Below are 14,737 nucleotides of genomic sequence, written 5' to 3' on the forward strand. Positions count from 1 at the left end.
TTAAGTTTTAAGTTGAAGGTTATAAGTTTTAATTAAACTAGATGTCTAAATACTAACTACTTCAATCAAGTTTGAAAAATTTTTTAATATTTGTTCGCCAGCTTTACCAGATTTCTCTGGATGAAACTGAACGCCGTAAAAGTTATTCTTTTGTACCGCTGCCGAAAATTTTAATCCGTAATTGGCAGAAGCAATGTCAAAAGTAGGGTTATATTCAATAAAGTACGAATGAACAAAGTAAAATTGTGCCCCATCTTCAACATTATTAAATAACAAGTTGTTTTGATGATGAACAGAGTTCCATCCCATGTGTGGGATTTTGATATTCAAAAACTTATCGAATTTTTTTGTTTTTACAGGTACAATATTTAGAAGCGATGCATCACCTTCCTCAGAATGTTCGGTAATTAGCTGCATGCCCACACAAATACCCAAAACAGGTTTAGATAGCTTTTTTATAGCATCTATCAATCCACTGCCTTTCAATTTTTCCATTGCTGCGCCAGCATGGCCAACACCCGGAATAATAATGTGACTGTATTTTTCTAAATCACGCTCGGTATTTACCATCCCATAAACAAGATTTAAACGTTCCAATGCTGCGGTTAAAGAAAAAATATTACCTGCCCCGTAGTTTATTATTCCAATTCCCCCCCCGCCCCCTAAAGGGGGAGCTGAATTTCTACCGTTCATATCAGTTTGCATAATAGTTGGGTTGTTAACACTTTTAATATTTTTGTTTTTTTTCCGAAATTGCTATGCCAATTTGCCTGTAGCTCCCCCTTTAGGGGGTTGGGGGGATTTACAAAACCCCCTTAGTACTCGGCAAAATCATTTTTTCCGCGTCGCGTTTTAAGGCAACTTTAATGGCTTTTGCAAAAGCTTTAAATATTGCTTCAATTTTATGGTGTTCGTTTTCACCTTCGGCTTTAATGTTCAAATTACTTTTTGAGGCATCGCTGAAAGATTTAAAGAAATGAAAAAACATTTCTGTGGGCATATCGCCCACTTTTTCGCGTTTAAATTCTGCATCCCAAACAATCCAATTTCTACCACCGAAATCTATAGCAACTTGTGCCAAGCAATCATCCATCGGAAGGCAAAACCCATAACGCTCAATACCTAATTTATTTCCAATCGCTTTGGCAAAAGCTTCGCCTAAGGCAATTCCGGTATCTTCAATGGTATGGTGTTCATCAATATGCAAATCGCCTTTGGTAATTACAGTCAAGTCCATACCACCATGACGGGCAATTTGATCCAACATGTGATCGAAAAAATTTAAACCTGTACTAATGTTGGCTTTGCCTGTTCCATCCAAATCCAGTTCGATTTGAATTTTTGTTTCGTTAGTGTTGCGTTCGTGCTTAACCGTTCGTGCGCCACCGCGTAAAAAGGTGTAAATGTCTTCCCATTTTTGGGTTTCTAAAGTAATAACATCAGCTAATTCTTCGCGTTTAGCTAAATTTTCGTTAGCACCCAAAGCATCATTCTGACGTAAGAAAATGCCCTTAGCGCCTAAATTTTTGGCCAAAACAATGTCGTTTAAACGATCGCCAATTACGAAAGAGTTTTTTAAATCATAAGCTGCACTGAAATATTTTGTAAGCAAAGCCGTACCTGGTTTGCGAGTTGGGGCATTGTCTTTTGCAAATGTTCTATCTATTATCACTTCGCTAAAGTGAACGCCTTCTCCTTCAAAAGTTTCCAACATAAAATTATGGATTGGCCAGAAATTTTCTTCAGGATTTGATGGTGTACCTAAACCATCCTGATTGGTAACCATAACCAATTCGTAATCCAATTCTTTTGCAATTTTTGAAAGGTAGTATAGCGAGCGTGGGTAGAATTTTAATTTTGAAAAACTATCTACCTGTTCATCATCGGGTTCAATATTTAAAGTGCCATCTCGGTCGATGAATAAGACCCTCCGGCCCCCTGAAGGAGGAGTTAACCCTAAATCCCTGCCTGACCGGCTGGCTGGCCCTAAAGGGGACTTTTCCTTTCCAACGGTCTTTTCCAGGTTTTCTATTATGTCTTTTTTATTCTGCTCCATATTAAAACTATAGGTTTAAGCCCCCTTTAGGGGGTTTGGGGGTTTAGTGCCCTTAACAATTTCTCATTCTCTTCTTCTGTACCAACGGTTATTCTCAAGCAACCTTCGCATAACGTTACTTTAGAACGATCACGAACAATTATCCCTTCTTCAACCAAATTGGTGTAAATTTTAGATGGATCATTCACCTCAACCAAAATAAAATTGGCATCAGATGGATAAACTTTTGTAACGATATTTAAGTCGTTTAATGCTATTGAAAGTCGATCGCGTTCTGCAACAGATGCTTTAATCCACGCGTTTACTTGGTCGATATTTTTTAAAGCTTCAAAAGCTAAATCTTGCGTAGCCTGATTAATGTTGTAAGGTGGTTTAATTTTGTTTAATACATCAATTACCTTTTGCGAGGAGAAAGCCATACCCAAACGTAAAGCTGCTAAACCCCAAGCTTTAGAAAAAGTTTGTAAAACCACCAAGTTTGCATATTCTGTAAGCTCCTGAATAAAGGTTTTTTGTTGCGCATAGTTTATATATGCTTCATCAACAACTACAATGCCGTTAAAATTAGCCAAAATAGTTTCTATGTCTGTTCGGTTTATCGAGTTCCCGGTTGGATTATTTGGCGAACAAATAAAAATTAATTTAGTGTTTTTATCAATCGTTTCGGCAATTTTTTCCATATCCAACTGGAAGTTTGGAAGCAACGGAACTTTACGAATTTCAACATCGTTTATGTTCGCCGAAACCTCGTACATACCATAAGTAGGAGGCAGTACAATAACATTGTCTTTACCGGGGTTACAAAACGCACGAAACATCAAATCGATCGCTTCATCGCTTCCGTTGCCTAAAAAAGTATTCTCAATTGGCACACCTTTAATTTTGCTAATCGCATCTTTCAAATCTAACTGCAAAGGATCTGGATAGCGGTTGTAATTTACGGGTAATGGTGAGCCATAGCTATTTTCATTTGCATCCAAAAAAATTGATGCCTGTCCTTTAAACTCATCTCTAGCGGTAGAGTAGGGCTTAAGGTTTTTTATATTTTCTCTTACTAAATCGTTAATATCCATTTTTTTTTGAGATATGAGATATGAGATATGAGATATGAGATAGGAGACTGAGATACGTTTTAGTTTCTCAAATCTCATATCTAACTTCTCACATCTTTTTTAATCTAATCGTAATTGCATTCTTATGCGCATGTAAACCTTCTGCTTCGGCAAGTACTTCTACCGTTTCGCCTATGTTTTTTAAGCCAGTGGCTGATAAATGCTGAAAGGTTATTTTTTTAAGAAAAGCATCGGTTGATACGCCTGAATATGCTTTTGCAAATCCACTTGTCGGCAATGTATGGTTCGTGCCTGAGGCATAATCGCCAACACTTTCGGGCGTTAAATTTCCTAAAAATACCGAGCCAGCATTGTAAATTTGCGGAATGAGTTGCTCAAAATTTTCGGTCGCCAAGATTAAGTGTTCGGGTGCATATTCGTTAGAAAAATCCATGGCCGCATTTAAATTATCAACTAGAATTGCGTAAGAATTTTCAATCGCTTTTTTCGCAATATCCTTACGGGATAAATCATTTAGTTGTATTTCAATCTCCTTAAGTGTTTCGTTAATAACGCTTTGCGAGGTTGAAACCAAAACTGCCTGACTATCTACTCCGTGTTCGGCTTGGGCCAATAAATCGGAAGCCACAAAAGCTGGAACAGCAGTTTCATCGGCTATAACCAGCACTTCTGATGGTCCTGCAGGCATGTCGATAGCTACTTTATTTTGCACCATTGTTTTTGCAGTGGTTACATAACGATTACCGGGGCCAAAAATTTTGTAAACTTGAGGTACCGTTTCCGTTCCGAATGCCATAGCTGCCACAGCTTGCGCACCACCAATAAGATAAATCTTTTGCACACCTAAAAGTACCGCACAATATGCCAAGTAGCAATTCGTTTTGCCATCACTTTGTGGTGGCGAGCATACTACAATTTCTTTACAACCAGCAATAATTGCAGGTGTGGCAAGCATTAAAAAAGTACTTGGTAAAACCGCTGTACCACCGGGAATGTAAAGGCCAACTTTTTCTATCGCTCTATGTTCTCGCCAGCAAATTACGCCTGGCATTGTTTCTACTTTATCTTCAGTTTTAAGTTGAGATTGATGAAAGGTTTTAATGTTTTTATAAGCCGTATCAATTGCTTTTTTGGCATCTGCGGGAATAGTAGAAGCAATCGCTTTTAGTTCTTCGGCACCTAAAAACAAGTTATGCAAATCAACCTTATCAAAGTCTTTAGCGTATTTAAAAATGGCTTTATCACCTTGTGCTTTCACTGTGTTAATAATTTCAGCAACCCGTTCTGCAACTAATTTATCATCCTCAATTTGCCTCGAACACAGTTCTTCAATTTTCGATTTAGATAAATCATTATAATTGTAGATTTTCACTGTTATAGTTTTTAAATATGATTAAGTAATTATTTTCTCGATTGGCATTACTAAAATACCCTCAGCGCCGGCTGCTTTTAAGCTGTTAATCTTATCCCAAAAATCAGCTTCGGCAATAACAGAGTGTACGGCAACCCAATTCGGTTCGAAAAGTGGCACAACCGTCGGACTTTTAACGCCCGGTAACAAATCCACAACTTTTTGCAGGTTATCTTTCGATACATTTAACACCACATATTTATTCGATTTTGCACTCAATACCGAACGGATTCTCTGCAATAATTCGGCTACTTCAGGATTGTCAAGAATAGATTTGTTTCCGATTAAAACTGCTTCTGATGACATTACATCTGCAAAAGGCATTAATCCATTGCTCTTTAATGTTGCTCCTGTAGAAACGATATCGAAAATAGCATCACTTAAACCCAAGCCCGGACCAATTTCTACCGAACCGGAAATGGTTCTGATGGCAGCATCTATACCTTTTTCTTTTAAAAATTTTTCGAGAATAACAGGATAAGAAGTGGCTATTGCTTTGCCGTTAAGTTCTTCGAGGTTTTGGATTTTACTGGTTGCCTGAACTGCAATTTTTAAAGTGCATTTTCCAAACCCCAGTTTTTGTAGATAATTGACCTCAGCTTTTGCCTCAACAATTACGTTTTCCCCAACAATGCCCAAATCGGCAATGCCATCCTGAACATATTCGGGAATATCATCATCACGAAGAAAAAGAATTTCTAGTGGGAAATTTGCAACAGTAGCAATTAATGAGCTTTTATAGTTTTCGAAAGAAAGACCACAATTTTTTAGTATTTCTACAGATTTTTCGTTTAACCTACCCGATTTTTGGATAGCGATTTTAAGTGTTTTCAAAGTATTGAATATAGAATGAACAAGAAATAAATATTACGGAAAAAAGTTTTGAGTACAAAACAAACATATCATATCGCCTTTTGGCGATGGTGTAAATGTAAGTGATGGTTCAAAAATAAATCCATTTTTTTTATGCTTGTATCAATACTAATGCCGAACAGCTCGGCAAATATAAAGATACAAACCGTAAAACAAAAAATAATGGCACTTAATTTGTCATTAATCTGTTTTTAAATAATTGTTGTTATTCGAATTAAAATTACCGTATTGAAAAATTTTTACTTGCTTCTCGCTTTCTCTTCAATAATATGCTTGTCATCGTGTGGATGGTTCAAAAAACCGCCAGAAATAGGTAAAGTTTTGGCAGATTACAGCAAAAATAAAATTTACAACGATTTTGATAGTGTAGCGTACGATAGCGTTTTTGTCAAAACAATGGCTACTTTGGCAGAAGATTTTATCAATCCAAATACAATTAAAAGTTTTTATTCGGCTAATAGTAATCAGCCAGAATTGGTGACCAAGTTTTTTGTTGACAATAGTTTAGACTCTTTAGCCAACTACTTACAGAACAGTACGGAACATGGGTTTAATCCAAAACTTTTTAAAACTGACGAAATTAAATCCTTAATTACGCAGCTTCGCGAAAATAAATTTAAAAAGGTAGACCAAAGTTATCCCATTATTGCAAAACTGGAGCTTTTATCGGCAAATGCATATTTAAATTATTCAAACTATTTAAAATATGGGCTGATTAATCCACGCAATCTTTTCTCTAGGTATTACATTAAGGTAAAGCGCCCTGATAGTTTGGGCATGATTAAACTGTTGGGTGGAAAGAATTTGATTGACAGTTTACATGCTTTTCAGCCAAAATCGGATCAATATAAAGCTTTACAAACTGCTTATTTAAGTGCAGATAACGAATCGGAAAAACACATTCTGCTGTTAAATATGGAACGTTTGAGATGGAAAATGCCGGCCACAGGAACCTATTTTGTGCAGGTGAATATTCCCGATTTTAGATTAACATGGTTTGATAAAAAGGATACCGTAATAAGTATGAAGGTTTGTGTTGGAGGCAAGCGCGAAGCGGATTATGAAAGTAAATTTAAAGTTTTTGCTAAATCGGGAAATTTAGATGATAAGCCAAAAAACCACGAAACGCCATTGCTTTTTAGTAAAATTAATTCTATTCAGGCAAACCCTGTTTGGAATATTCCGGTTAGTATTGCACAAAGCGAAATTTATTGGATGGCAAGAAAAGATCCATATTATCTATCAAACAGTAATATAAATGTGTATTACAAAGACAAATTGATCGGCGAACCCGATACAATTAATTGGAGCAAATACTCCAGAGATAAATTGCCATTTAAATTTAAGCAAGGTTCGGGAGGTGGAAATGCTTTGGGCAAGTTTAAATTTATATTCGATAACAGTTCGAGCATTTATCTACACGATACCAATAATAAAAATGGTTTTAATTTAGCAAATAGAGCCATTAGCCATGGATGTGTGCGCATAGAAAAACCTTTAGAATTTGCAGAAAAGTTGGTGAATGATACTTATGCTTATGATAAACTTAGGGCCGAAGTAGATTTGCCTCCAATAGATAGCACCCACGTAAAATGGTATAAAAAACGATTGGCTGCAAAGGCCGATACCTTAAAAGCATTTCAGTTAAAACCTACATGGTTTGGGCCAAAAAAGGCTGTTCCTTTGTTAATAACCTACATTACGGCTTGGGCGCAGAATGGCAAAATAGAATATCGTCCTGATATTTACGGCATGGACGAAATATTGTGGTCGGCCATTAAGAAATTTAGATAATCGAAAACTGCGTAATCTTTTTAACTTTGTGTTGTTTTTACACAAATTGAAATGGAGATTAAGCAACAAATTAGGTTAGCAGTAGATGCAATTGTTTTTGGGTACGAAAAAAATACACTTTATGTTTTGGCCGTACAGCAAAAGTATGGCGTATTTAAAGATTTTTGGGTATTGCCCGGTGGTTTTATAAAAGACGACGAACCTTTAATTACAGCGGTAAAACGCGAGCTTTTGGAAGAAGCCGGTATCAGTGTTAACTATTTGGAACAACTCAATACCTATGGCGACGATGTTCATCGAGATTCCAGAGGTAGGGTAGTTTCTGTTGCTTATTTTGCCTTAGTTAATCCTCAAAATTTTGTTTTAAAAGCAGATACTGATGCTAAAGATGCAAAGTGGTTTCCGATTGATAAACTTCCAAAATTAGGCTACGATCATAAGGAAATGGTCGATCTGGCTCATCAGCGATTAAAGGGCAAATTAACTTATCAACCCATTGGCTTTGATTTATTGGATGACGAATTTTTGTTCTCCGACTTAGAAAATTTATACTGTTCTATATTGGAACAAGATATCGACAGAAGAAATTTTAGAAAAAAGATTTTGAGTTTTGGTATTGTTAAAGAAACAGAAAAATTGGTAAAAATGCGCGCTAGTGGTCGACCAGGTAAACTTTTTAAGTTTGATAAGGACAAATACGATTCACTTTTAGGTGAAAATTTTCAATTCGAAATTAAGTTTGCGTAAAAAAAACGCAAATAATTCTTCGACTTATCAAAAGTCTTTTTATATTTGTGTAATTAATACGCAAATATATGTTAAACTTAAGCAAAAATTTTAGTCCGCTAGGCGAAGAAAATTTAGTTCCTTTTCAAACTTTCACATTTGCCGGAGGTGAACCTCACATTAAAATTTCGAATAATTTTGATGCTACGAAACCAGTCACCATTACACAACGCATAAATTCATTTAACGATTTAGGTTTTATTTGCCTCGCTGTTGATGCTTTACGCAGGATGGATGTTGAAGAAATTCACTTATTTATTCCATATTTTCCTGCAGCTAGGCAAGATCGGGTTATGGTTGTTGGCGAACCTTTATCGGTAAAAGTTTATGCCGATATGCTAAACGCTTTAAACTTCGAAAGTGTAACTATTTTCGATCCACATTCTGAAGTTGCGCCCGCTCTACTAAATAACTGTAAGGTAGTTTCCAATAATTTGTTTATAAAAAAGGTTATCGAATTAATAGGTTCTGATGTGAAATTGATCTCGCCTGATGGCGGTGCTTTAAAGAAAATTTATAAAGTTTCTGAGTTTTTAGGTGGTGTAGAAGTGGTAGAATGTTCAAAAAGTAGAAATGTTAAAACAGGAAAACTATCGGGCTTTAAAGTTTATGCTGATGATTTGAACGGTGCAGATTGTTTGATTGTTGATGACATTTGCGATGGTGGAGGCACATTTATCGGTTTAGCAGAAGAGCTTAAAAATAAAAATGCAGGCAAGCTCTATTTAGCCATTAGTCACGGTATTTTTAGCAAAGGTTTTAATGAATTAGGCAAATGTTTTGAGCGAATTTTTACCACAGATAGTATTAGGGAAATTGAAGAGGAGAAAGTAACGCAAATTAAATTGTCGGATGTTTTATAAAAACTAAAAAATGAAAACTAAAATTATTCACAGCGCCATATTTGGCTTAGTAGTTGGAGATGCGTTAGGCGTTCCGGTAGAGTTTCAAAGTAGAAGTCACTTACAAAAATATCCGGTTTTAGAGATGACTGGCTACGGTACACACAACCAGCCGGTTGGTACTTGGAGTGATGACAGCTCGCTTAGCTTATGCCTTGCCGAAAGTTTGTGTGGTGGCTACGATTTAAAAGATATTTCAAATAAATTTCTGAAATGGTACAAAGAAGAAATTTGGGTGCCACATGGTCACGTTTTTGATATCGGCATTGCCACAACAAGTGCAATGATGCGCATTGCTAAAGGAACTGATCCTGTTTTATGTGGCGGAAATTCTGAAATGGACAATGGAAATGGCTCATTGATGCGAATTTTGCCAATGGTGTTTTATCTGCGAAATGAAACGGATTTAGAAATTATTTTTGATAAAGTAAAGGCAGTCTCTTCGATTACCCACGCACATTTTCGCTCGGTTTTTGCTTGCTTTATTTACGTCGTTTATGCGTTAGAAGTTTTAAAAGGAAACACTAAAAAGAAGGCTTATTTTAACATGCAATCGAATGTAAAATTGTTCATCGCTAAAAACAGTTTTAATAAAACTGAAATACAGTTGTTTGATCGAATTTTGATGCATGATATTAGCAAACTAGCTACCGATGAAATTTTTTCTTCGGGTTATGTAGTGCATAGTTTGGAAGCCAGTTTGTGGTCGTTATTAAACTCAAACACTTATGCTGAAGCTGTATTAAAAGCAGTTAATTTAGGCGAAGATACAGATACAACTGGCGCAATTACGGGTGGAATAGCTGGCTTGGTTTACGGTTATGAATCGATACCAAAAAACTGGATGGATGTGATTGTGACGAAAAATGAAATCGAAAATTTGTGTAATTTAATGACACAGAAATTTTATCCTGACCATCATTACAACATCAAAAATATAGCTGAGCGCAGTAATAATGAATTTATTTTCTTCTGTAGCCATGCGCCTACAAAAGATGGTTCCATTTCTAAATCTTGTTTAAGTCAGTGGTGGCCATCTTCTTTTGTTGCTGATGATGTAACTTATAAAACAGCAGAACACTGGATGATGGCAAAAAAAGCAGCACTTTTTAACGATTTCGAGATCGTTGATAAAATTTTAAAAGCCGATAATCCAGCTGATGCAAAAAAATTAGGTAGAGCAGTGAAAAATTACAATGACACAGTATGGACTGAAAACAGATTTGAGATTGTTAAAAATGGAAACCATTTAAAGTTTAGTCAGAATGATGAACTGAAAGCGTTTTTGCTAAGCACAAATGATATGGTTTTGGTTGAGGCAAGTGCTTCAGATCTGCTTTGGGGAATGGGTTTGGCAGAAAATGATGTTGACGCCATGTATCCTGAAAAGTGGAAAGGATTAAACTTATTGGGTTTTGCTTTGATGGAAGTTAGAGATGATTTGAAAAAATAGAATATTATGAATGAAAAAATAGTAAAAGGGATAAGCAAATATTTAAGCTTAGTTCTCAGGCACGCTCCAGAAACAATCCAATTAAAATTGGATGAAAATGGTTGGGCTTTAGTTGACGAATTGATTGAGAAATTAAATTTGTCAGGGCAACAAATAGATTTAAGTTTGTTAAAGTATGTTGTTGAAAACAACGATAAAAAAAGATTTACTTTTAACGAAGATGAAACAAAAATTAGGGCTAATCAAGGCCATTCGATAGATATAGAATTGGCACTTGATGCAGTTGAACCGCCAGAAATATTATATCATGGAACTGTAGCTAAATACCTGGATAATATTAAAATTGAAGGTTTGCAGAAAATGAGTCGACAACATGTTCATCTTAGTAAAGATAAAGAAACGGCAATTATAGTTGGAAGTAGAAGAGGTTCTGCGCAAATATTGAGTATAAATGCAACTCAAATGTATAAAGATGGCTACAAGTTTTACCTATCAGAAAATAAGGTATGGTTAACTGATGTTGTTCCCGCAAAATATATAGTATTTTAAAAAATGAAAAGAACTTTAGTTATTGGCGATATTCACGGAGGACTAAAAGCCTTAACTCAATTATTGGATCGCGCAGAAATTTCACAACAAGACGATTTAATATTTTTAGGCGATTATGTGGATGGTTGGAGCGAATCGGCTCAGGTAATCGAATTTTTATTAAAGCTAGAAAAAACGCATAATTGCAGCTTTATAAAAGGTAACCATGATGCTTGGTGCCAAAATTGGCTTTCGGATGAAGTTGTAGATGAGGTTTGGTATCATCACGGAGGAAAAGAAGCAATAGAAAGTTATGCTGAATTTGACGGTTTAGCTAAAAAAAATCATTTAAGGTTTTTTGAGAGAATGAAAAACTATCATATAGATGATCATAACAATTTATTTATTCACGCAGGTTTTTCATCCATGCATGGTCCTGCGCACGAACATTACGCATCAAATTACACTTGGGATAGAACACTTTGGGAGGTTGCCTTAACCATGGATAAAAGAATTAAGAAAGATTCCTTTTTGTATCCTAAAAGATTGTTGCTCTTTAATGAAATTTACATCGGCCATACGCCAACACTTAATTATAATGTTGATGTGCCGATGCAAGGTTGTAACGTTTGGAACATTGATACCGGTGCAGCATTTAAAGGAAAATTATCTTGCATTGATGTAAAAACTAAGAAAATATGGCAAAGCGAAATTGTACAAACATTATATAAAAACGAATTAGGTAGAAACAAAAAACAATAAAACTATGAATCCTTTATTATTAACCGATGGTTACAAAGTTGACCATAGAAGACAATATCCAGATAAAACAACTCTAGTTTATTCTAACTGGACACCCAGAAAAAGCCGTCACGAAGACATTAATCACATTGTTTTGTTTGGCTTGCAATATTTTATCAAAAAGTATATTATCGAAGAATTTGAAAAGAATTTCTTTGCGCAACCAAAAGATGAAATACTAAAAAAATACGCACGAAGAATAAATAACTACTTGGGCGATAATTTAGTGGGTACGGATCATATTGGCGCATTGCACGATTTAGGCTACATTCCCATGGTTTTTAAATCGTTGCCCGAAGGTGCTAAAGTGCCATTGCGAATACCAATGTTTACCATGTATAACACCAAACCTGAGTTTTTTTGGTTAACCAATTATTTTGAAACACTGTTATCTGCTGTGGTTTGGTTGCCTTGTAACTCTGCAACTTTAGCCGTTCAATACCGTCAAATTTTGGATAAAGCGGCGTTAGAAACTTCATCGGTACCAGAATTTGTAGATTGGCAAGCACACGATTTCTCTATGCGAGGAATGGGTGGAATTGAAGCTGCCGTAACTTCTGCAGCGGGGCACTTGTTAAGTTTTACCGGGACAGATACCATCCCAGCGATAGATTTTTTAGAAGAATATTATAATGCAGATTCAGATAAGGAATTAATTGGCGGTTCGGTAGCTGCAACTGAACACTCGGTAATGTGCATGGGCACAAACACGGGCGAGTTAGAAACTTTTAAGCGCTTAATTTTAGAAGTTTATCCAAAAGGAATCGTCTCTATCGTATCCGATACTTGGGATTTGTGGAAAGTACTGACAGAATACTTGCCTCAACTAAAACAAGAAATTATAAATAGACCCGGTAAAGTGGTTATTCGTCCTGATTCTGGCGACCCGGTAGATATCATTTGTGGAAATCCAAACGGTAAAAATGATAACGAGAAAAAAGGTGTAATAGAACTGCTATGGGATGTTTTTGGGGGAAAAACAAATGAAAAAGGTTTCAAAGAATTAACCCCTCAAATTGGTGCGATTTATGGCGATAGTATTAATTTAGAAAGGGCAACTGAAATTTGCGATCGCTTAAAAAATAAAGGTTTTGCCTCCACCAACGTAGTTTTAGGCATAGGTTCGTTTACCTACCAATACAATACCAGAGACACTTTTGGTTTTGCAATGAAAGCCACTTACGGCGAAGTTGATGGCGTTGGAAGAGAGATTTTTAAAGATCCAATTACTGATGATGGTACCAAAAAATCGGCTAAAGGTTTATTGCAAATTTTTATTGATGAAAGTGGCGAATACCAATTGAAAGATCAATGTACTTGGGCAGAAGAAAAACAAGGAGAATTGAAAGAGGTATTTAGAGATGGAAAATTATTGATCGATCAATCGCTTTCTGAAATAAGAGCGAGATTAAAAAAATAATTTATGCTTCCAATTGTAGCTAAATTTTAGCTTCAATTGGAAGCTTTATATCTAAAATATCAATTGAAAAACTTAAAACCGCCACAATATTAGATAGAAGCCGTAACTTTGGCAAATGCAAGAAACACCAACGTTTAATCATCAGGCAGATTTAGTAAATAGTGCGATCCGTTTTATCAATTCATGGTTCAAACAATCTAAATCCATTACCGAAGAACTTGGCGATTTTTTTATCCTGCCGGGAAAAAAGGTGATTAACAAAGATGTGATTATTGCCCGTTTGAAAGGTGTTTTTGGTCAATCGGATGAATATGTTGGTGGCAGATATGATATTATTGATACCAATTTCGAATTATTTAACGCTGGCAAAGGGATGGGTTTTGTAGAAGGTGTTGCAGGGTTTAGAGCCGTTCTTAAAAAAGAATCAAAAATTATTAGCGGTCCATTTAAATTGTACTTTGCCTTACAAAATGGATCGTGGAAAATTGTTAATATAGAATTCCCGGGGTTTTCTTATTGATGTTTCTGGCTGGATATTTTTTATTATTTGCCTTAAAAATTCTACGCTAACTAAAACAATTAAAATTATTTTTTTATCTTGGTTTTATGGAACAGCAAGATTTACCCGAAGATGCTTTTGAACCAAATTCTGACGAGGCATTACAATTTGAGAACGAATTATTGAAGTTAAAAATGAGGGCCGAGTTGGGGGCTTCAATGTTTGAGGTAAACAGCGATATACCTGCAGGCATTGAAAATGCATTTTTAAAAAATATTTTGGCTTTCGAAAAAGCATCAGCAGAAAAAAAGGTGGTTACAGTTTACGAAAAGCTATTAAATCCCGAGTTTTTACCCGAGGCCGAATTAAAGGATGGCGAAGTAACAGAAGCACTTTTAAAATTAGAGGAACTTTTACATAGCTATAATATCGTTGTAGGCTATGCTAAAGATTACAGCGATAGGATAAAATATAAATTTTTAACAGAGGAATTGTTCGATGTGGAAATTGATGGTTTTGATATTCCGGATATGTTTACCCATTTTAATTATGAAGAATTTCATCCAGATCATCTTGCAGATTTAATAAGTAGTACTGAAGAATTTATTAGTGATTGGTTTCAAAAATCAATTGATAAAGATTGCTGGATTATCAGCGAGCACCTCATTTTACCAGATGCTAAAGTTTTAGAAAAGTCTGTGGTGATGCTCCAAATCAACAATATTTTTGAAAATACAGGTATTTATACAAATACAAAATATGAGGTTCTCGATTCTGATTTTACTTTAATGGATGATGAGAAAGGAATGGGTTTTGTGGAGGGGCGTGCAACTTATTACATCAACGCAAGTAATGGTACAACCGAGTGTATCGAAGGCCCATTTAAGCTCTATTTTTCCTTGTCTTTTGGTTTGTGGCAAATTTTTCACATTGTTTTTCCAGGGTTTTATTATTAAGCTTGCTTGAAAAAATCAAATTTATTCAGGGTTTGTATTTGAACGTTTCCTGCATGCTGGCAAGCAAGGGTAAACTAAAAAGTTGCTCTTTTTAGGGATTTACTTTTTAGGTTGAAGCTGATGGATATCGCTTTACTATTGCCTTCGGTTTTAACTGACGGATATTTATTGAAAATATTATAGCC

The 14,737-nt window shown here is 35.6% G+C and carries 14 protein-coding genes; 9 read left to right on the plus strand and 5 right to left on the minus strand.

What is annotated here, in order from left to right; genetic code table 11:
- Positions 1–45 precede the first annotated feature (45 nt).
- The 5 genes from hisH to hisG form a co-directional block, all read right to left on the minus strand.
- Positions 46–705, minus strand: coding sequence for an imidazole glycerol phosphate synthase subunit HisH (gene hisH, locus EZJ43_RS07500; protein WP_243718058.1), 660 nt, complete (start codon positions 703–705; stop codon positions 46–48).
- 97 nt (positions 706–802) lie between these two features.
- Positions 803–2,056 carry a bifunctional histidinol-phosphatase/imidazoleglycerol-phosphate dehydratase HisB gene (gene hisB / locus EZJ43_RS07505; RefSeq protein WP_133262089.1) on the minus strand — a complete coding sequence of 418 codons (1,254 nt, stop codon included), beginning with the start codon at positions 2,054–2,056 and terminating at the stop codon, positions 803–805.
- 26 nt (positions 2,057–2,082) lie between these two features.
- The gene (hisC, locus tag EZJ43_RS07510; protein ID WP_133262090.1) at positions 2,083–3,129 is read right to left on the minus strand and encodes a histidinol-phosphate transaminase; all 1,047 of its coding nucleotides are present in this window, start codon (positions 3,127–3,129) and stop codon (positions 2,083–2,085) included.
- Positions 3,130–3,217: 88 nt separating this feature from the next.
- A complete protein-coding gene (hisD, locus tag EZJ43_RS07515) occupies positions 3,218–4,501 on the minus strand; it encodes a histidinol dehydrogenase (RefSeq protein ID WP_133262091.1) in 1,284 nt (427 codons plus the stop codon).
- 21 nt (positions 4,502–4,522) lie between these two features.
- On the minus strand, positions 4,523–5,374 hold the full coding sequence (gene hisG / locus EZJ43_RS07520) for an ATP phosphoribosyltransferase (protein WP_133262092.1): 852 nt from the start codon (positions 5,372–5,374) through the stop codon (positions 4,523–4,525).
- A 267-nt stretch (positions 5,375–5,641) separates the two neighbouring features.
- Here hisG and EZJ43_RS07525 point away from each other — a divergent pair, with 267 nt between their 5' ends.
- The 9 genes from EZJ43_RS07525 (at position 5,642) to EZJ43_RS07565 (ending at position 14,552) form a co-directional block, all read left to right on the plus strand.
- Entirely contained in the window at positions 5,642–7,207 is a 1,566-nt protein-coding gene (locus EZJ43_RS07525; protein WP_133262093.1) for a L,D-transpeptidase family protein, read from the plus strand.
- Positions 7,208–7,258: 51 nt separating this feature from the next.
- Positions 7,259–7,954, plus strand: coding sequence for an NUDIX hydrolase (locus tag EZJ43_RS07530; RefSeq protein WP_133262094.1), 696 nt, complete (start codon positions 7,259–7,261; stop codon positions 7,952–7,954).
- A gap of 68 nt (positions 7,955–8,022) precedes the next feature.
- Complete coding sequence (prs, locus tag EZJ43_RS07535) at positions 8,023–8,856, plus strand: ribose-phosphate diphosphokinase (protein ID WP_133262095.1); 834 nt, start codon at positions 8,023–8,025, stop codon at positions 8,854–8,856.
- A gap of 10 nt (positions 8,857–8,866) precedes the next feature.
- Positions 8,867–10,348, plus strand: coding sequence for an ADP-ribosylglycohydrolase family protein (locus tag EZJ43_RS17485; RefSeq protein WP_243718059.1), 1,482 nt, complete (start codon positions 8,867–8,869; stop codon positions 10,346–10,348).
- Positions 10,349–10,354: 6 nt separating this feature from the next.
- The gene (locus EZJ43_RS07545; protein WP_133262096.1) at positions 10,355–10,897 is read left to right on the plus strand and encodes an RNA 2'-phosphotransferase; all 543 of its coding nucleotides are present in this window, start codon (positions 10,355–10,357) and stop codon (positions 10,895–10,897) included.
- A 3-nt stretch (positions 10,898–10,900) separates the two neighbouring features.
- Entirely contained in the window at positions 10,901–11,638 is a 738-nt protein-coding gene (locus EZJ43_RS07550; protein ID WP_133262097.1) for a metallophosphoesterase family protein, read from the plus strand.
- Positions 11,639–11,642: 4 nt separating this feature from the next.
- Positions 11,643–13,097 (plus strand): nicotinate phosphoribosyltransferase, encoded by a 1,455-nt coding sequence (locus tag EZJ43_RS07555; RefSeq protein ID WP_133262098.1) that lies wholly within the window; start codon positions 11,643–11,645, stop codon positions 13,095–13,097.
- A gap of 115 nt (positions 13,098–13,212) precedes the next feature.
- Positions 13,213–13,617 (plus strand): hypothetical protein, encoded by a 405-nt coding sequence (locus tag EZJ43_RS07560; RefSeq protein ID WP_133262099.1) that lies wholly within the window; start codon positions 13,213–13,215, stop codon positions 13,615–13,617.
- Positions 13,618–13,703: 86 nt separating this feature from the next.
- Complete coding sequence (locus EZJ43_RS07565) at positions 13,704–14,552, plus strand: hypothetical protein (protein WP_133262100.1); 849 nt, start codon at positions 13,704–13,706, stop codon at positions 14,550–14,552.
- The last annotated feature ends 185 nt before the right edge of the window (positions 14,553–14,737 follow it).

The organism is Pedobacter changchengzhani (assembly GCF_004354365.1).
Lineage (GTDB): Bacteria > Bacteroidota > Bacteroidia > Sphingobacteriales > Sphingobacteriaceae > Pedobacter > Pedobacter changchengzhani.